General features: G+C 72.4%; 11 protein-coding genes. 1 reads left to right on the top strand and 10 read right to left on the bottom strand.

Going from position 1 to position 19,897, the window contains the following annotated elements:
* Nucleotides 1-705, bottom strand: a 705-nt coding sequence (locus ABZU75_RS37700; protein ID WP_355565317.1) for a LacI family DNA-binding transcriptional regulator, incomplete at its 3' end; no start/stop codon positions are given.
* 294 nt (nt 706-999) lie between these two features.
* Between ABZU75_RS37700 and ABZU75_RS37705 the strand changes: the two genes are divergently transcribed.
* Nucleotides 1,000-2,292 carry an ABC transporter ATP-binding protein gene (locus ABZU75_RS37705; protein ID WP_355565320.1) on the top strand — a complete coding sequence of 431 codons (1,293 nt, stop codon included), beginning with the start codon at nt 1,000-1,002 and terminating at the stop codon, nt 2,290-2,292.
* 76 nt (nt 2,293-2,368) lie between these two features.
* Here the strand turns inward: ABZU75_RS37705 and ABZU75_RS37710 are convergent, their stop codons facing one another.
* The 9 genes from ABZU75_RS37710 to ABZU75_RS37750 all read right to left on the bottom strand — a co-directional run.
* A complete protein-coding gene (locus ABZU75_RS37710; RefSeq protein WP_355565323.1) occupies nt 2,369-3,112 on the bottom strand; it encodes a hypothetical protein in 744 nt (247 codons plus the stop codon).
* Nucleotides 3,113-3,336: 224 nt separating this feature from the next.
* On the bottom strand, nt 3,337-3,981 hold the full coding sequence (locus ABZU75_RS37715) for an amino acid-binding protein (RefSeq protein ID WP_355565326.1): 645 nt from the start codon (nt 3,979-3,981) through the stop codon (nt 3,337-3,339).
* Between the two features lie 95 nt (nt 3,982-4,076).
* Complete coding sequence (locus ABZU75_RS37720; RefSeq protein WP_355565329.1) at nt 4,077-5,345, bottom strand: right-handed parallel beta-helix repeat-containing protein; 1,269 nt, start codon at nt 5,343-5,345, stop codon at nt 4,077-4,079.
* A gap of 270 nt (nt 5,346-5,615) precedes the next feature.
* On the bottom strand, nt 5,616-7,214 hold the full coding sequence (locus ABZU75_RS37725; RefSeq protein WP_355565331.1) for a condensation domain-containing protein: 1,599 nt from the start codon (nt 7,212-7,214) through the stop codon (nt 5,616-5,618).
* Nucleotides 7,211-8,191 carry a DUF6734 family protein gene (locus ABZU75_RS37730; RefSeq protein WP_355565334.1) on the bottom strand — a complete coding sequence of 327 codons (981 nt, stop codon included), beginning with the start codon at nt 8,189-8,191 and terminating at the stop codon, nt 7,211-7,213. The genes ABZU75_RS37725 and ABZU75_RS37730 overlap by 4 nt, the downstream gene beginning before the upstream one ends.
* Entirely contained in the window at nt 8,182-13,692 is a 5,511-nt protein-coding gene (locus ABZU75_RS37735) for an amino acid adenylation domain-containing protein (protein WP_355565337.1), read from the bottom strand. The genes ABZU75_RS37730 and ABZU75_RS37735 overlap by 10 nt, the downstream gene beginning before the upstream one ends.
* Nucleotides 13,693-13,696: 4 nt before the next feature.
* Nucleotides 13,697-16,810: an amino acid adenylation domain-containing protein gene (locus ABZU75_RS37740; RefSeq protein ID WP_355565340.1), complete on the bottom strand. Its 3,114-nt coding sequence runs from the start codon at nt 16,808-16,810 to the stop codon at nt 13,697-13,699.
* A 63-nt stretch (nt 16,811-16,873) separates the two neighbouring features.
* The gene (locus tag ABZU75_RS37745; protein WP_355565343.1) at nt 16,874-19,438 is read right to left on the bottom strand and encodes an AMP-binding protein; all 2,565 of its coding nucleotides are present in this window, start codon (nt 19,436-19,438) and stop codon (nt 16,874-16,876) included.
* 178 nt (nt 19,439-19,616) lie between these two features.
* Nucleotides 19,617-19,897, bottom strand: a 281-nt coding sequence (locus tag ABZU75_RS37750) for a substrate-binding domain-containing protein (protein WP_355565346.1), incomplete at its 5' end; no start/stop codon positions are given.

A 19,897-nucleotide genomic window follows, 5' to 3' on the forward strand; every position in this document is an offset into this window, starting at 1 on the left:
ATGCGAGATCAGCTCATCGACCTCCGTCGCCCCCAGCAACTGCGCCATCGCCCGCCGGTACCCCTCGATCTTCCTGATCACCGGCACGAACCGGCGTGGCCCCACGGCCAGGCCGATCCGCTCGTGTCCCAGGTCGACCAGGTGCTGAACGGCCAGCCGCGCCGCGGCCCGGTCGTCGGGTGAGATGAAGGGGGCATCGATCCGCTCGCTGTAGCCGTCCAGCAGGACGATCGGCAGTCCGCGCTCGGTCAACCGGGTGTAACGATCCATTTTGGCCGTGGTGTCGGCGTGCAGCCCGGAGACGAAGACGATGCCGCTGACCCCGCGGTCCATCAGCAGCTCGGTGAACTCGTCCTCGGGAGCGCCGCCGGGCAGCTGGGTGCAGAGCACCGGGGTGTAGCCGTGCTGGGTGAGCGCCTTCTCGATGGCCTGGGCGAACGCCGGGAAGATCGGGTTGTCCAGTTCCGGGGTGACCAGGCCGATCAGCCCGTTGCTGCGCTGGCGCAACCGCTGCGGGCGCTCGTACCCCATCAGGTCGAGCGCGGTCAGCACCGCCTGCCTGGTCGCCTGCGACACGCTGGGCTTGCCGTTGAGCACCCGGCTGACCGTGGCCTCGCTGACTCCGGCCTGCGCGGCGATGTCGGCCAGCCGAATCGCCGTCCCGTCGGAGCGGGAGCGTGAGGTCTGCGCGAGTTCACCGTCCATCAATGAGCCACCCCACCATGCGGCCGAATCAGGCGCAAGCCGATCGGCATTCGACACCCGCGGTGAAATTCGTTTCTGCAACTTTTCGCAAACTGTAACATCCCAACCCCCGCAGTGGCATTCCGGTAAAGCTCTCCGGTCACGACTGACCGTCACATCAGGGAACGTAGAAGTAACCATCAGATGAGCAATTTCTAACGACATCTATGGACACACGGGCAAGTGTCGCGATGTACTACCTCATCAATCACACGGCTGGATCCGGGCGGGGGCGCCCGGGAGGAACGAGCGAGCATGAGTACCGTCGTCCTCGACAATGTGAGCAAGGTATACCCGGGTGGTTACCTTGCGGTCGACCGCATGAGCCTGCGCGCGGAAAACGGGGAGCTGCTCGTTCTGCTAGGGCCCTCCGGTTGCGGCAAGTCCACGTTGCTGCGGATGATCGCGGGCTTGGAGGAGGTCACCGAAGGGGACCTGTGGCTGGGCGGTACGCTCGCCAACGATCTCGCTCCCCGCGACCGTGACGTGGCGATGGTCTTCCAGAACGGCGCGCTTTACCCGCACCGGACCGTGCGCGGCAACATCGCCTTCCCGCTGGAGATCGCCAAGGCCGACCCCGTGATGGTCAGGGAACGCGTGACGGAGTTGTCCAAGGCGCTGCACATCGACGAGACCCTGGAGCGGCGCCCTGGAACGCTCTCCGGCGGCCAGCGCCAGCGCGTCGCGATGGGCCGCGCGATCGTCCGCCAGCCCTCGCTCTTCCTGATGGACGAGCCGCTCTCCAACCTGGACGCGGGCATGCGCACCGAGCTCCGGATGGAGATCTCGTCGCTGGTCCGTTCCCTCGGGGTGACCACCATCTACGTGACGCACGACCAGGTCGAGGCGCTGACCCTGGCCGACCGGATCGCCATCATGAACCGCGGCGTCCTGCAGGACGTCGGCACCCCCGGCCAGGTGTACAACGACCCCGCGACCGCCTTCACCGCGGCCTTCCTCAGTTCCCAGCAGCTCAACCTGCTCGCGGCCACCGTGCGCACCCCGCAGAACCAGTTCATCCTGCTGGACTTCGGCCCGCACCAGATCATGATCCCCTGGACCGATCCCAGGGCGTACGTCATCTCCCAGCACGTCGGCCACCAGATCATCGTCGGCCTGCGCCCTGACTGCCTGGCCCCGGTTCCCGACACCTTCGATGGTCCGACCTTCCTCGGCCGCGTCCGCGCCCTGGAGTACCACGGCCACGAATGGCTCGCCTACGTCGAGAGTGGCCTGACCTCCGTGGCCGTGCCCGAGCCGCCGGACCCCCGCCGCGGGACGAACGGCCTGGGCGCCTCCCCCCTCGCCGGCAGCCGTGTCCGGTCGGTCCTGCGCCGCCTGATCCCCGGCAACCTCTTCGACGGGGACGCCGAGCCGCAGCAGGAGCAGGAGCAGGTCAGCGGCCACCACCGTCGCGCCGACCTCATCGTCCGCCTCGGCTCCCGCCCAGTCTGGCGGGCCGGCGAGTCCGCCAGGGTGGGGGTCGACGTCACCCGCCTGATGCTCTTCACCATGGACGGCACCCGCATCGACCCTCCGCAGCGCTGATCCGGAGCGCCGCCGGAAGGGCGACCGCGGGCCCGGCAACGCTGTGGCGGCCGCCGCTGAGGGTCCGGGGCGGCCGTCAGACCGGCCGGATCGTCTGAGCGATCCGGTCGAACAGTTCCTGCTTGCCGTCGGCGTCGGTGCTGAGCGTGACGATGCAGGTCTTGTTCTCGGTCGGCACGTAGTACTGGGCGCCCTTGACGTCGACGCCGTTGGTCGGGAAGGTGTAGACGATCCGTGCCACCTCCCTGGAGCCGATCGTCACCTTCCCCGCCGCGACGACCTTGGCCTTGAGCTGCTCCAACTGGGATCTGGTCTCCTTGATCAGCTGTTCCGTCGAGATCTGCCGCCCGGCCTGGCAGAAGCCGTTGAGGTTGGTCGGGAACCCGTTCGGGGAGGTCTTGGCCGACTCGGGGTCCGCCGCCCAGATTCCCTTGTTGTCGACCAGGGTCTGCAGGCTCTTCTTGGCCTGCTCCAGAGTGGGGCCGGACAGCCCGCTGCTCTTCAGCCCCTTGTTGAGATCATCCTTGGTCAGGTCGATCGTGACCCACTCCTTCGGGACCGCGACGCTGACGCCGTTGGCGGGACCGCCGATCGGTTTGAAACCGTTGGGAACGGGTGCCGCACCGGTGCTCCGTCCGGGAGTGGGGGTCGCGGAGCCGGGGCTCGTGGTGGGTCCGGGGCTCTGCCCGGGGCTGGAGTTTCGCACGAGGTCGGCGGGAACCCCTACCCCGGCGGTCCAGTCCCCGCTCCCGCAGGCCGTGCTCGTTCCCAGGCAGAGCCCCAGCAGGCTCATGGCCACGGTGTGGTGGCGGTTAGGCATCAGGCTGCCCTCCTCGCGGACCCGCGAGGGCCCGGTACCGATATGACCTGCGCTGTCTATCGGGGGGAGAGCTGACGCGGACGTGCGCGGTGGTTACCCGGCTGCCAGGCCGTGGCCGGACGGCCCCGACGGAGCCGGTCGCGACGGGCGGCAAGGCACGGTCGCGGGAAGTGGCAGCACACCACTTCTCGCTTTCTACCCAATAGCCGACATATCGGAAACACTCAGGCCCGGGAGGCACGCCCCATGATGGAGACGATCTCCAGGACGCGGATGGCACGGTCCAGCTCGACACGGTGGAAGGGCGGGCCGTCGGTGCGGGCGAGGACCAGGTGCAGGCTCATCTCCGGCACCGGAATGCTCATCAGCTGGTGATCGCCCGTTCCGAGGACGGCCGGTCGCAGCGGGGCGAGGTCCGCCCTCTTGACACCGGCGAGACCGCCCGTCCCGTCGAGGCCGGCCGGCGCCTGCCAGCTGCGGTGGACGAACTCTCCGCTCTCCGAGGACATGGTCACCGCCCACTCGGCGCTCACCAGATCCGGCATGGCGTCCACGAGGGTGGCCAGCGCCCTGCCCGGATCGGCGGCGACGTACTTGAGCAGGTCGTAGTCCGGTGCCGCGCCGGGGATCTCACGGGTGGGCCAGACGCCCTCCACCCTCATCCCGGGGACGCCGGAGAGACGGTCCCTGACCGTCTCGGCGTCCACGCTGCCGGGCCAGGAGACCGTGAAGTCGTCCACCGCCCGGCCGACCTCACGTTCCAGGACCGTCACCTGGAGGATGTCCGCGCCCAGCGTGCCGAGCACCCGGGCCGCCTGGCCCAGAGCACCCGGCCTGTCGGGGAAGGAAACACGGAGCCGCAACATCATCACCGATCACCTCGCTCTGCGCACCAGACTGTCCTAGCCAGGTTTCACGAAGGTTCCGGAGAGATGTCCAGACTAAGACCTAAAACAGGTAAAAATCAGGATTGATATGCTCCGGCGGCGGGGGCTACGGGCAGTGCGGCGCCGGAAAGGTCCCGGGCCAGGCTCGCGCCCCCGTACCAGGCGGGGTCGAGCTTGACACCACGGCCGAGCGCCGGGGAGCCGGGGCTCAGGCGCAGGTCCTTCCGGCTTCTGAAACGGGGATCGGCCACGATCGACCTGGGGCCGAGCTTGAACTTGAGGGAACGGCCCTTGTAGACACCGGCGTCCTCATCGGCTCCCTTGCCGTCCTCGAAGCCCACCTGCCCGCCGACCACGATGATGTTGTTGCGCAGCTTCAGGATGTTCGGCGAGCAACCGTCGTGGCAGGCCCAGCCGAGGGTGCTGCGGGCGGACAGGTAGACCGAGTTGTGCACCGCGATGGTGCCCTTCACCGGCCCGACCGCGTGGCGGGCGCCGCGCGTGACGAGGAAGGAGGTGCTCTTGCGCGAGGCGGTCACCACGTTGTGGGCGAAGATGTTGCCCTCGGCGGTCTTGCCCTTCTGCGCGCCCAGCTCGACGAAGGTCTTGTTCTCCCTGGCCACGTTGTGGGTGATCCGGTTGCGGTCACCGTTGAACACCTCGACCGCGGCGCCGTCGGTGCCGTAGTCCTTGCTGCTCGCGTAGCTGCCGGTGATCAGGTTCCCGGTGACGAGGTTGTCGTCGCCGTTGAGCAGCACGCCGAAGGCTCCGGAGTCGTTGTCACCGCCCTCGTCGTTGACGCTCATGCGGTTGTTGTCGCTCAGGACGCTGTTCCTGACCACGTTGTACGCGCCGAAGAACTGGACCCCGGTGACGTTACGGTCGGCGATGATCCGGTCGAGCTCGTTGCGGCTGCCGCCGACCTCGAAGCCGGCCCACCGGCAGTTGCTGGCCCGCACCCCCACCACCCGCACGTAGGAGCCCGAGATCACCACGCAGTCCTCGCCCCTGCCGCTGATCTTCGGGGCCGCACCCTTGCCGTACGGCTCGACCAGGATGGGGCCGGCGGCGGTGCCCCGGCCGGACAATCTCAGCGCCCCCGGCCAGCCGCTGCCGCGCTTGAGACGCACGATGTCACCGGGACGCAGGGTGGCGGCGTTGACGTTGTCCAGGCTGCGCCAGGGTGCCGCGGCCGAGGTGCCCGCCGCGGCGTCGTCCCCCGCCCTGGAATCGACGTAGTACACGGTGCCCGCCGCCGCCACGGTGGCCTCGGGTAGTGCGACGAGCATGCCTCCCGCCAGGAAAACCCCTGCCACCGGAGTGGCCCACCGTCTCGTCGATTTCATTCTGGTACGCTCCATCGCCGTCACCACAGGTGTGTCAGGCGCAGATCTTCGCACACCCGGGGTTTGGTCAGCGATCCGCAAGGACGGACCCACAGCCAGCCGTTACCTCCGCTTCACCCGCGGGCCCCGTGGCGGCTCCAGCCGCCGACGGGAGCCGCCACCGTGCGCGGCCGGGCGGACGACGAAGACGGCTGCCGCCGCCACCCCCGGAGGCCTTCCCGGTGATCAGGCAGCGCCCCGGCGTGTCACCGACCCGCCGGGGCAACACCCCTAGCCCGCGTCCAGCCCGGGGAGGGGCCTGTCCGGGTGCTCGACCGCGATGCGGGCGTAGCGCTGGAAGGCCCCGGCGAGCTCGGCGGCCGTCTCGGGGGCGTACCCGTAGTGGTTGTAGACCACGGCGGCGAGCATGGAACCGTCCCGCTGCTCCTCGACGATCAGCTCGGGAGCGCTGAGGTCGAGTTCGCCCGGGTTCGCCGCCCAGTCGAGCCCCTCCTGTTCGCGCGGGAAGGGAAACGCCTCCGACATCAGGCCGGGGAAGTGCGGGGCGCCGAAGCTCTCGTAGTGGATCCGCGAGGGGAACGGCACCCGCAGCCTGGTCTCCAGGTAGGAGTGGAACTGGTGCGTCACCGCGCCCACCGACACCTCCCTGACCCGGTCGAGCAGCTCGGAGTAGGCGGGCTCTCCCGAGGCGTCGAAGCGCAGGACGAGCGACTGCACCAGGCAGCCGATCAGTGCCTCGTGCTCGGGCGCGGTGCGGCCCGGCACGGGTGACATCACCACCAGATCCGTCATCCCCGTCCACTGGTGGAGCAGCCAGGTCCAGCACGCCGCCACCGCCATGAACGTGGTCGCGCCCCGCGCCTGGGCGGCCTCCCGCAACCCGCGGGCCAGCCCCGCGTCGATCTCGAAGGCATGCCTGCGCCGGGAGAACAGGGCGGTGTCCCGGCGGCCGGGGAACGGCGTGAGGTCGCGGGGGGCGCCCTCCAGGACCCGGTCCCAGTAGGCCCGGTTGCGCGGCCACTGCTCTCGGGCGAAGGCGCAGTAGTCGGCGTAGGTCATGGGCAGCGGGCGCAGCGGGCTGGGGTGGCCGGTGCGCAACGCCGAGTAGACGATGCCCAGTTCCCTGAGCATGACGCCCAGCGAGAACCCGTCGAAGGCGAAGTGGTGCACGGCGAGGACCAGCACGTGGTCGTCCTCGTCGACGCGCACCACCAGCGCCCGGACGAGCGGGCCGCGCAGCACGCTGTCCAGGCGCATGCGCTCGTGCCAGACGATCCGCTCGGCGTCGCGCTCGCGCTCCGGCGGCGTGTCACCGGAGGCCACGACCTCGGCGACCTCGGGAGGCAGCTCGTCCGCGACCAGGACCCGCCCCGACGCGGTGACGACGGTGCGCAGCGGCTCGTGCCGGGCGATCACCGCCTCCAGCGCCCGGGTGAGGAGCGACACGTCGAGGGCGTCCCGGATACGGATCGCGGTGGCGCAGGATCCTATGTCGCGGACCGGCTCGCCCTCGAACATCCAGTGCAGGAACTCCTCCTGCTGGGTGCTGAGCGCCGCTCCCCCGCCCGTCGCCGGAGCGGCGGCGGGCGGGGCGGCCGAGGCGCGGGCGTCGTCGATCCAGCGGGCCTGTCCCCCCAGCTCGGGCCGGTCGAAGGCCAGGGCCGGGGTGACGGGCACGCCCAGGCGGTCGCCGATCAGGGAGGCCAGCTGGGCGGCCCTGAAGGAGTCGCCGCCCAGCTCGAAGAAGTTGTCGCCCGGGGCGACCTCGGGGACACGGAGCACCTGACGCCACAGGGCGCCCAGCTCCGTCTCGGTGCTCTGCGCGGTCACCTTTTCCTCCAGCCGGGTTCGGTCTCGGTACGGGGTCACGGCCTCCTCCAGCCGAGGATGCTGGGGCCGTGTGCGGCCAGGTCGCGCCGGACGGCCCGGATGAGGTCGGCGCACTCTTCGAGCGCGGGCACCGACAAGAGCAGGTCGGCGGCGGAAGGGTGGGTCCAGAGCAGGTCCTCCAGCAGGTAGCGCCAGTAGGCCGGGCGCAGCTCGGGGAACTGGCGCAGCTGGCGCTTCTGGTTCCAGGTGTGGTGGAACCGGTCGGCGTAGGAGGGCCCGTCCCACTCCTCGGTCTCCACGATCCAGAAGCGCTCGGTGACCGGGCGCGGGTCCACGCCGAGGGAGCGGGCGACCGCGGGGGCGATGCGCTGCTCGGCGAAGGTCTGGCGGACGATCGGGGCGGTGCTCGAAGGGCCCGCGTTGCCGGTCATGAACGCCATCGCCGCCTCGGCGTACTCGGCGCGGTGCCGGTCGTCGAGAAAGACCGAGACGGCCATGTTCGCGGCCGGGGTGTCGAACGTCCAGCGGGACAGGTCCAGGCCCGCGGGATTGGGGATCTCCTCGATCGGCGGGTAGACGGAGTTGCCGACCGACTCCCAGTGCGCGAAGACGAACCCGCCGCGCTCCAGGTGGTCGATGGGGCGGCGCAGGTAGAGGTCGGTGTCGACCACGGCGAACGGCGCGGTCCGCGACAGGGCCGCATGGCTCTTGCCCGCCGCGAAGTACAGGAGCGGGTCGACGTCGAGGGCGTCCAGCTCGTCCAGGCGGGTGTCGACCCGGTCGTAGAGCGCGTCGAGCCCCTGCGCGGCGGCGTAGGAGGCTCCCAGTTCGTCGGTCACCAGCTCGACGCCTCCGTGGAAGGAGCGCCAGGCGTGGACGCTGTGCACGCAGGTGAGGATCTCCTCGACCGGCAGGCCGTAGGGACCGTTCTCCAGCGCCCGGTCCCGGTGGCGGCGGAGGCCGGCCCGGTACGGGCCGGTCCAGTTGACGTGGACTGCGGGGACGGTCAGGGACACTGGACCGGCTCCTTTCTCGTTGTTCTTCCGTCCGGCCCGGTCCTTCGGCTCAGGGCCTCGATACCGACGAGGTCGTCGGCCACGGCGTCCGGCACCTCGTCGTCGAAACGGGACAGCGCCCGGCTGCGCAGCGCGCCGACCGCGATCAGCGCGACCAGCAGGCCGCACACGATGTACATGAACGCGATGCCGCGGCCCGGCCCCACCCCGATGACCGCGCCCGCCGTATCGGCCAGCAGGCCGCCCGGCTGGAACATCGGCTCCAGCAGGCGCTCGCCGAACGGCGCGATCAGGGCCACGCCGAGCGGGATCGTCGACAGCGCGACCATCTGGTTGAGCGCGAAGACCCGGCCGTGGAACCGCTGGGGCACCTTGACCTGGACGATGGTGGCGTAGACGCCGTTGACGAGCGCGAGCGAGCAGGACACCCCGAACGCGCCGGCCCCGACGAACAGCAGCGACTCGTGCGCGCCGGTCACCAGACAGCAGGCCGCCAGCGCCAGCGTCCCCATGAGCACGCCGAACATCCGGCGGCGTGCCGGGCCACCCCACACGCTCATGACCAGGCCGCCGGTCACCGCGCCCGCGCCGCCGAGCAGCGCGACGAACCCCGCGTCGCCGAGCGTCCCGAAGGAGAGCACCAGCGGCGAGAAGAGCAGGAACACCGGGGAGAGCACCAGGTTGAAGAGCGCGAAGAAGACCAGCATGGCCCGGAAGCCGGGCCGGCTCACCTGCAGCCGGAAGCCCCCGGCGATCTCCGCCGCGACGGACTCGTGGCGCTCGCCGGCCAGCGTCGCGGGGAAGGCGACGCAGAGCAGCACGATCACACCCGCGACGTACCCGGCGACGTCGATCACCAGGATGCCTCCCAGCCCGGTGAGCGCGAGCAGCCCCACCGCACCGAGCGGCGCGATGAACTGTGCCACGCCGGTGGTCGCCTGGACCACCCCGTTGGCGTGCCCGAGATAGCGTTTGGGGACCAGTTGCGGGATGGCCGAGACATAGGCCAGCCGCTGGAAGGTCAGCGCGACGGACAGGGCGGTGAGCAACGGGTACAGGTGCCAGACCGCCAGCTCGCCGCTCCACACCAGGATGCCGGTGATCAGCTGTACGACGAGCGCCGCGACGTTGCCGCCGAGCATGACGGCCCGCCTGCTCGACCGGTCCACGATCGCTCCGGCCAGCGGGGCGACCAGGATTCCGGGGATCAGCGCGAGCACCTGGAGCACGGCGAACCGGGTGAGCGATCCGCCGTCCAGGTAGGTGGAGATGGGGATCGCGAACTCGGTGAGCGTGGCACCCACGATGGTGACCAGCTGCCCGACCGCGATCGTCAGGAAACGCGCCAGGCTCGGTTCGGGCGCCTTCCTTCGCCGCGCCTCCCGGCCGTCCGGCCCGCCGGAGCGGCCTGGGCCACCCGGAGCGTCCGGAATGCCGGGAGTGCCGGAACTGGCGGCGAGGCGCCAGGTACCGCCGGCGGGCTCCGGCGGCCCCGCCCCCGGTACCGGAGGTTCCGCGAGGGCCGGGTGGACCGTGGTGACGATCTCGGCCAGTTCCCCGGCCCGGTACTTGAGGAAGTAGTGGCCGCCCTCGTCGAGCACGGCGAGGGCGGTACGGGACGACAGGAACCCCCACTCGGTGTAGCGCTCGCGGTGGAACTCGGTGCTGGGATCGCGCTCGCCGACCACTGAGATGATCGGGGCCCTCAGCGGTTCCGCCTCCTCCTCGACCAGCCGGGTGAAGTAGTCCTCCGCCTCGCGGGAGTCGTGCCGCATGTTGCGCACGACGAACGCCAGCTGCTCCTCGGTCAGCCCGGACAGGTCGGCGCCCATTCCGGTCAGCCAGTTCACCTGGCCCCGGTCGGCGCGCAGCCGTTCCAGCCGGGTGAGACGGGCCCAGCGGCCGAGGACGCCGCGCGTGGGCCGGGCGAACGGGAACAGCCCGCCGAGGTAGACCGCCTCGAGCGGGCGCCCCGCGGCCTCCACCCGGCGGGCGATCTCGACGGTCAGCGCACCGCCCACCCCGCAGTGGCCGTAGAGCACCAGCGGCCCGGACACCTTGGCCAGGATCTCGGTCACGCACTCGGCGGCGACCTCGGCCAGCGGGCGTGGCTCCTCGGCCAGTCCCAGGTCGTGGCCGGGCACCGCCACCGCGTGCAGCGCGCACCCGGCGGGCAGGGCGTCGGCGAGCGGCTGGTAGACCACCGCGCTGCCGCCGCCGTACGGCACGCACACCAGGGACAGCTCGGGTGTGGCGATCTTGGGCGTCAGCTCGTACAGCAGGCCGCGCGACCCGCCGTCGTCCGACTCGACGAGGGCGGCCAGCGCTCGCGGGCTCGGGTGGCCGAACAGGTCCATCACACTGACCGGCCGCATGCCGTCCAGGCTCCGGCGGAGCCTGGCGACCACCCGCACGGCGAGCAGCGAGTGCCCGCCCAGGTCGAAGAAGTCGTCCCCGGCACCGACCCGTTCCACCCCGAGCACCTGCGCGAACGCCGCCGCGACGGCCTCCTCGACCATCCCGGAGGGCTGCTCGAACTCCCCGGTCCGATCCGGTCCGGCCGCCCCGGGATCGGGAAGCACGGCCCTGTCGACCTTGCCGTGCGACTTCAGCGGCAGCCGCTCCAGCCAGACGTAGCGGGTCGGCACCATGTAGTCGGGCAGCACGGCCCGCAGCCGCCCGCGCAGCTCGGCCACGCCCGATCCGGCGGGGGCCTGGCCGGTGCCGCCGGCCTCGGGTTCCCCGGATGTCCCCGCCGCGACCAGGTAGGCGACCAGTTCCAGTGCCCCGGGCCGGCCGCGGGCGTCCACCACCGCGTGGGCGACGCCGGGGAGGGCGCGGAGCGCCTCGTCGACCTCGCCCAACTCGACCCGGTACCCGCGGATCTTGACCTGGAGGTCGCGGCGGCCCAGGAACTCCAGGTCACCGCTGGGCAGCCGGCGGGCCAGGTCGCCGGTGCGGTAGAGCCTGTCCCCCGGCCCGCCGTAAGGGTCGGGGACGAAGGCGGCGGCGGTCAGGTCCGGGCGGCCGAGATACCCGCGTGCCAGCCGGTCGCCGCCGAGGCAGAGCTCACCGACCACGCCGATCGGCACCGGCCCGAGGCCGGCGTCCAGGACGTAGGCCCGGACATGGCCGAGCGGCCGCCCGATCGGGGTGATCGGCCCCCGGACGTCGTCCTTGGCCCTCACCTCGTACGTGGTCGCGCCGACGGTCGCCTCGGTGGGGCCGTAGTGGTTGACCACGCGGCAGACGCCGAGGGCGGCCAGCTCGCGGGTCCACTCCCAGGCCGAGCCCTCGCCGCCGAGGATGAGCATGCGGCGGGGCAGGATCCGGCGCGGGTCGACCTCGGCGGTGAGCGCCCCCAGGTGTGAGGGGGTGATCTTCAGGTAGTCGATCCCCACCCGGTCCGCGTAGTCGGCGAGGTCCGGGCCGGAGATCCGCGACGGGACGAGGTGCAGGCATCCACCCGTGGCCAGGGCCAGGTAGAAGATCGTGACTCCGAAGTCGAAGGAGAGCGACTGCAGCAGGGCGTACCGGGCGCCGTCCACGATCTCGAATCGCTCGCGCACGTCGGCGAGGTAGTTGAGGACCTGCCTGTGCTGAACGGCGACCCCCTTGGGCAGGCCGGTGGAGCCCGAGGTGTAGATCACGTAGGCCAGGTCGTCCGGTCCCGCTCCCGCTCCCACGGGGCCCTGGGGATCCGCGGGGTCTCCCGGGTCCACGACCTCGCCCCCGTCGAGCAGGACCGTGACCCGGGCGCGGAGCAGATCCGCCAGCGCCGGAGCGGTCACCAGCACCGTCGTCCCCGAGTCGGAGACCAGGTGGGCGAGCCGGTCCGCGGGCTGCTCCGGGTCGAGCGGCAGGTAGGCGCCCCCCGCCTTGAGCACGGCCAGCACGGCCACCGCCAGGTCGGGCGAGTGTTCCAGGCAGACGGCGACGCGATCGTCCCTGCCGACCCCGTGACCGCGCAGCACCCGGGCGAGCCGGTCGGCTCGGGAGTCGAGTTCACCGTAGGTCAGCTCGGTGGCGCCGAAGACGACCGCGACGGCCTCCGGCGAGCGGGCCGCGGCACGCTCCACGAGCCCGTGCAGGGTGGTGACCTCCCCGGCGGCGCCCGGACGTGACGCCCTGCCGTTCCATCGTTCCAGGACGAGCTCGCGCTCGTCCTCGCCGAGCAGTTCCAGCTCCGACAGCCGGGTGTCCGGGGCACCGGTCGCGCAGCGCAGGAGGTTCTCGAAGTGGGCGGCGAGCCGTTCGGCGGTGCCGGGTTCGAACAGGTCCGCGTTGTAGGAGAGGTGCGCCCGCAGCCCGTCGCCGTCGTGCCCGATCTCCAGGGAGAGGTCGAACTTGGACAGGGCGAAGCCGCCCTCGAACAGCTCGGTGGTGATCCCGGGCAGCGGTGGCCCCTCCTGGTCCCGGCCGTGCAGGACCAGCTGGGCCTGGAAGACCGGGGTGCGCGACAGATCCCGGTCCACCCCGAGCTCGTTGACCAGGACGTCGAAGGGCGTGTCCTGGCGCTGGTACGCCTCCAGCGCGGTCGCGCGGGTACGGCGCAGCAGGTCGCGGAAGGTCGGGTCGCCCGACAGGTCGCCCCGCAGCACGAGCGTGTTGACGACGAAGCCGATCATTCCCTCCAGCTCGGGCCGGTCCCTGGCCGCGACCGGGGTGCCCAGGCAGATGTCCTCCTGCCCGGTGTGGCGGGCCAGCAGGGCCTGGAAGGCGGCGGTGAGCGTCATGAACAGCGTGCAGCGCTCGCTCCTGGCCAGCCTGGCCACCTCGGCCGCCAGCGGCCCGGGGATGATCCGCGAGACGTAGGCACCGCGCGCGGTCCTGATCCGGGGGCGCGGGCGGTCGGTGGGCAGCGCGAGAACCGGCGGATCGGCGAGCTTGGCCCGCCAGTACTTCAGGTCCTCCTCGGCGGGGGCCTCGCGGCGGGCCACGGCGTACTCGGCGTACTGCAGTGCGGGCGGCGGGAGCGGCGAGGGCAGCCCCGCGGCGAACGCCTCGTACAGGGCGGTCAGCTCGCCACGGAGCACGCCCAGCGACCAGCCGTCCACCGCGATGTGGTGGACGACGAGGCAGAGCACGTGGTCGCCGGCGGCCAGCCGGATGAGGGCGGCGCGCAGCACCGGCCCTGCCGCCAGGTCGAACCCCCGGTTGGTCAGCTCGGCCACCAGCTCCCGCGCCCGCACGACCGGATCCGGCACGGCCTCACCGGACAGGTCGACCTGCTCCAGGCCGGGGCCGGACTCCTCGGCGACCTGGACCGGCCGGCCGTCCACGCTCGGGTAACGGGTGCGCAGCACCTCGTGCCTGGCCACGACCTCACCGAACGCGCGGGCCAGCGCCGCGTCGTCCAGCGGTCCGCGCAGCCGTTCCGAGACGTAGACGTTGTAGGCGGCGTCACCGGGGTTGAGCTGATCCAGGAACCAGAGCCGTTCCTGGCCGGGCGAGAGCGGGACGCCGTCGGCGCGGGCGGCGTCCCGCAGGTGGGTCAGCACGTGCTCAGCCCTCCCCGCGCAGGCGCTCGACCGCGGCGGCGACCGCCTGGATCGTGGGATCGTCGTAGTAGACGTGGAGCGGCAGGTCGGCGCCCAGGCGCAGGCGGACCCGGGAGGCGATCTGGGTGATGGTGAGCGAGTGCCCGCCCAGCTCGAACAGGTCCTCCTCCGGACCGACCTCCGCCGCCCCCAGCACCTCGCACCAGATCTCGTGGAGCTCGGCGGCCACGCCGCTGTAGGTGACCGGCACCCCCGGGCCCGCTCCCGCCTCCCGCTCTCCTCCCATGTCGAGGGCGGGCAGCGCGGCCCGGTCGAGCTTGCCGTTCGCGGTGAGCGGCAGCGGGGACAGGCACACGAAGTCGCTCGGGACCATGTACGGCGGGAGCGTCCTCGCGCAGTGCTCCCGCAGGTCACCGGGGACGGCCTCGGCCTCCAGGTAGGCGATCAGCCGCCGCTCGCCCTTGCCGTCCTCCCCGGCGAGCACGGCCGCGCGGCGGATCTGAGCGTGTTCGAGCAGCCGGGCCTCGATCTCGCCCGGCTCGATGCGGTGGCCGCGGAGCTTGATCTGGTCGTCCAGCCGGCCGATGAACTCGATCAGGCCGTCGGCCCGCCTGAGCACCCGGTCGCCGGTGCGGTAGAGCCGCCCGGGGCCGAACGGGTCGTCCGCGAACCGCTCGGCGGTCAGCCCGGGCCGGTTCCGGTAGCCGTCGGCGATGCCGTCGCCCGCGACGCAGAGCTCACCCGGCACCCCGATCGGGAGCAGGCCGAGCCGTTCGTCGAGCACATGGACCCGGGTGTTGGCGAGCGGCTCGCCGATCGGCACCGCCGTGACGGGTTCGGTGATCTCCGCGCTCATCGACCAGATCGTCGTCTCGGTGGGCCCGTAGACGTTGATCAGACGGCCGGTCCTGCGCAGGATCTCGCGGGCCAGCGGGGCGGGCAGTGCCTCCCCACCGGCCAGCGCCGTCACATGCGGCAGGTCGAGCCCGGAGTCGAGCAGCATCCGCCAGCCGGACGGGGTGGCCTGCACGTGGGTCACGCCGCACCCGGCGATCCTGACAAGTTCGCGCCCGTCCCTGACGGCGTCGCCGGGGGCGATGACGACCCGGCCGCCGGTGACCAGCGGCAGGTAGAGCTCCAGCGCGGAGATGTCGAACGACAGCGAGGTCAGGGCGAGCCAGCCGTCCCCCCGGCGGGAGCCGAGCCGGTCGCGCATGGCGAGCAGCAGGTTGGTCAGGGCTCGGTGCGGGATCTCCACGCCCTTCGGACGCCCGGTGGAGCCGGAGGTGTAGATGACGTAGGCGAGATCCTCCGGCGACGGCCAGCCGAGACCCGCCGGCTCTTCCGAGCCGGCCGGAGCGGAGCGGGCGGCCGGCTCGGCCGGGTCTTCGAGGACGAGGGTGGGGATCTCGAATCCGGCCAGGCGGTCCCGTGTCGCGAGATCGGTCAGGAGCAGCCCGGCGCCGGAGTCCTCCAGCACGAAACGGAGCCGCTCCTCGGGGTGTCCGGGGTCGAGCGGCAGGTAGGCTCCCCCGGCTCGCGCCACGGCCAGCAGCCCGACCAGCGTCGCCGGCGAGCGCCCCGCGCAGATCGCGACCAGCGTCCCCGGGCCCACCCCCTCGGCGCGCAGCCGCCCGGCCAGGCGGTCCACAGCCGCGCGGAGCTCCGCGTAGGTCATCGAGTCCGTGCCGCACTCGGCGGCCGTGGCGTCCGGAGTACGGGCCGCCTGCACGGCCACCAGCTCGGGCAGGGTGAGCTCGGGGTAGTCGGTTGTGGTGTCGTTCCAGCCCGACAGCAGCTGCTCGGTCTCCTCCGCGCCGAGCAGCGGCAGCCCGGCCAGGGGCGCGTCCGGTTCGGCCGCCGCCGCGGCGAGCAGCGTCCGCCAGTGGGCGGCGATCCGCTCGGCGTCGTCGCGGCCCATGGCCTCCGGGTTGTACTGGAGGACGACGCCGAACCGGTCCTGCCCGTCCACGATGTGCACGCGCATGGCGCCGCGGACCGTGTGGTTGAAGAGCGCCCACTCCACGTGGGCGTCCACGCCGAAGAAGGCGGGCGCGGCCTCGCGCCTGCGGTAGCCGAGCGAGACCGGCGCGAGCGAGACGCCGGGCCGTACGCCGCTGACCGCCCTCGACAGCGGCACCTCCCTGACCCGGTAGAGGCCACGCAGGTCGGAGCGGAGCCCGTAGCCGAACCGCTGGTCGGCGACGAACCGGCGGAAGCTCCAGTCCGGCTGGAGCCTGGCCGTGACGGGCAACTCGTTGACGAAGGCACCGAGGTGGTGGCGGGTCTCCGGCGATCGGGTGCCCAGATCGACCGCGACGGTCGGCTCGGCGTTGCCGTACCGGTACAGGAGCACGTGCAGCGAGGCGAGCACGATCTCGAACCTGCTGGCACCGATCTCCTCCGACAGCCGGCCCAGTGCCTCCCGCGCCTCGTCCGCCAGCGCGAACTCCACGGCCGCGCCCTCGACCGCGCCCTCGACCATGGTCGCCACCTCCCCCGCCGGTCCCGGCAGGGTCACCTCCGCCGGTTGGCGCCACCGCGAGTTCCAGAACTCCCTGGCGAAGGAGAGCCCGGCCTCGACGCGCCCGGCGCCCGGCTCCTCGTGGCGCAGCTCGGGCAGGTCCGCGGAGGTTCCGGTGACCTCGGCCCGGTAGAGCTCGGCGAGGTCGCGCAGGAGCACCGAGGTGGACTCGCCGTCGAAGACGATGTGGTGTGCCACGACCAGCAGCGTCGCCCGCCCGGCGCCCTCCCGGTACAGGACCGTCCGCACCAGGGGTCCGGCGGCCAGGTCGAAGGGGCGCAGGATCTCGGCCCGCACCAGTTCCGCGAGCCGTTCCCGCGGGGTGTCCAGCACGCGTAACTCGGGTGGGACGGCGGGTACCAGGTAGGGCACACCCTGTCGCTCCTCGACCGCGCGGGCCAGCACGGGATGGCGGGCGACGAGCGCCTCCCAGGCGGCGGCCAGGGCACCCGCGTCGAGGGGGCCGTCGAAGGTGACGGAGAACGGCATCGTGTAGACGGTCCCGATGCCGCCCAGCCGTTCGTTGAACCATATTCCCTGCTGGGCGAGCGAGGCCCGAACGGGTGCGGAGACGATCTCGGACGTCACTGGCATCACTTCCGATCTCAGATGAGGGCTCGGGGGAGAGAGCTCATCAGGGGGGAGTCAGGGGGGCGATCAGGGAGCGAGGAGGTCGCACAGGCGCTGGAACCCCCGGCCGAGGTCATCGGCGGCGGGTCCCGCGCAGACACCGGACATGGATCCGTCCGGCTGTTCGGTGAGGGTGAGGGACGGCCCGCCGTCGCCGGGCGGAGCCGCGGGCAGCGGGTACGGTTCGGACTTCAGGCCGGGCAGGTACGGCTCAGGACGGAAGCCCTCGAAACGGAACCGGCCGGCATGCCCCGCCGTTTCCGGCACCGCTTCGGCGAGGCCGATCAGCGCGGCGGGATCGACGAGGTCGCCGGGGATCGCGATCCGGACGGGCACGTCCAGCGCGAGCGGGCCGACCAGGGTGGCGTGGGCGGGTTCCGAGCGCCCCGGCTCGCGCACGAGCACCGTCGGCTCAGGCAGGCCCCCGGCCCGCGACAGCGCGGCCGCCCAGCAGGCCAGGGCCACCTCGGCGGGTGCCACCCGGCGGGCCCGCGCCACCTGCCGCAGCCGCCCGGCCGTCTCGGGCGGCAGGCTGAAGCCGTATGCCGCGGCGACACCGGCCGGGAAGCGCGGGAGCGGTGACGGGGACCGGGGGACACCGGGGGCCGGGGGGCGGGTGGCGGCCCAGCCGGAGTAGCTCGCGGTGGCCGGCGGGGCCGGTGCCGTACGCCCCGCGAGAGCGGCGGCGTAGGCGGTGCCGAGCTCGTACAGGACCGTCTCGAGTGACCAGTCGTCACAGGCCGGCGCGGAGGCGCAGAGCACCAGCAGGGACCCGCCGGGGGTGGGGTCGGTCAGGATCGTCCTGAGCAGCGGCCCCCGTTCGAGGTCGAAGCCCCGGGACAGCTCGTACTCGACGGCGGCCTCCACCGGAACGCGGACGAGTTCGGGCTCCGCCTCCGGCACGATCTCGGCGACGCGGACACCGTCCAGCACGGGGAAGGTGAGCCTCAGCGCCTCGTGGGCGGCGGCGACCTCGCGAAGCGCCCTGCGCAGGATCCCCGGGTCGACGGTGTCGCGCACCCGCATCGCCACCCGGACCGTCTCCCCGCGGGTCAGCGGTCCGGCCTGCCCCGCGGTCAGCGGGACCCGGCGGCCCCGCGCGGCGAACAGCTCGCGGACCCCGGACTTCAGGATCTTCCCGAGGTCGTTGCGGGGGAACTCCTCGACCGGCACGATCCTGGTCGGCAGCTCGTGGCGGGCCAGCCGCCCGGACAGGAAGTCGCGGATCTCGTCCATCGGCACCGGGTACGCCAGCCGTACGGCGGCGGCGGGCATCGCGCCCATCACGGGGTGGGGAACGCCGACGACGGCGGCCTCCGCCACCGCCGGGTGCTCGTGCAGTACCGCCTCGATCCGCACGGTCGAGACCTTCAGGGCACCCGACTTGATGACGTCCGTCTCCCTGTCGGACAGGTAGAGGTAGCCGTCGGCGTCGAGGTGGCCGACGTCGCCCATCCGAACCCAGCCGTCGCGGAAGACCAGCGCGCTGCCCTCGGGGTCGCCCACGTAGGAGCGCGGCGGCGCCGGGGAGCGCAGCCAGACCTCGCCGGTCTCGCCCGGAGCCAGCCGCTCCCCATCCTCACCGAGGATGCGCAGGTCACCGGGGTCGGTGGCGCGGCCCAGGGAGGTGGGCCTGGCGGGATCGACGATCATGGTGGTCTGGGCGGGGACCGCCTCGGTCGAGGTGTAGTAGTTGACCAGCGTCGCCCCCGGGAAGGCGACGGCCAGGTCCTGGGCGACGGACGGGGGCAGCGCGGCGGCCGAGGAACTGAGCAGCAGCACCCCGGACAGGTCGTGTCTGCGATGGGCGCCGGAGCCGAGCAGTTCGATGGCCATGGACGGGACGAGGAAGACGGTGCCCACGCGGTGGGCCTCGATGAGGCGGCAGAACTCCTCGGGCTCGAATCCGGGGAGGGTGAGCGCGGCCGGGTGGGCGGTGAGGGCGTCCATCAGCATCATCTGCGCGGCGTTCGTCCCGATGGGGAAGGCGTGCAGGAAACGCTCGGAGTGGGCGTAGGCCCGGCGGCGAGGACGTAGCGGGCGGCCGTGGGTCAGGTTGGCGTGGGTGGCGCCGACGCCCTTGGGGGTGCCGGTCGTGCCGGAGGTGTAGATGATCTGGGCGAGGTCGCCCGGCCGTACCTCGACGCCGCCGATCGGCGAGCCGTCACCGCTGTCCGGCACCGGTGACCACCACCGCCCGGGGTCCTCCTCGGCGGGCGCGGGGGCCTGCCGCCCGTGCAGCACGCCCGTGGCGGCGCAACGCCGCAGGGTGTCGCTTATCTCATGGTCGCCGAGGCGGGCGGAGAGCGGCACCGCCACGCCGCCGGCCTTGAGCACGGCGCAGAAGGCGACGGCGAAGGCGGGCCACTCGTCCCCGCCGAACAGCAGGCCGACGCGGTCTCCGGGACGGAGCCCGCGCGCGAACAGGCCGCGGGCGGCGGCGTTGGAACGCCGTTCCCACTGGCCGAAGGTCAGGTCGCCCGATCCGTCGGCGGGCTCACCGGCGACGAGGGCGGGGCGGTCGGGATCGGTCTCCGCCCGTGCTGCGAGCAGCCGGGGAACGGTGGGCGGAGCCGGGTCGTGCACACTCATGCCGGCCTCCTGGGCGGGCGCGCGAGATCGGTGGATCGAACGAGAGTGAGATGCCGGACCGTGGGCGGCCCGGATGGTGCACATGCCGGGGAGAGGGACCGGCGGTGATGCCGGTCCCCTTGAGGAGAAGGGCGGGGATGGATTCGGGCGACGGGAGGGGGTCAGGGGAGAAAGGTCGTCACCGTAGCACCTTGGGGCCGGATCCCGTCGATCCCCTGACGATGAACTCGGGCTGGAAGATCAGTTCGGAGTGCTGTCCCGCTGTGCCGGCGATGGCCTCCAGCAGGGTGTGGACGGCGGCGGTCACCATCGACTGGACCGGCTGGCGCACGGTGGTCAGCGGCGGGTCGGTGAACGCGATCAACGGCGAGTCGTCGAACCCCACCACCGACACCTCCCCCGGCACCGAGAGCCCCCGGTCACGGCAGGCCCGGATCGCCCCCAGCGCCATCAGATCCG

Origin of the sequence: Streptosporangium sp. NPDC005286 (assembly GCF_040607515.1) — a bacterium.
Lineage (GTDB): Bacteria > Actinomycetota > Actinomycetes > Streptosporangiales > Streptosporangiaceae > Streptosporangium.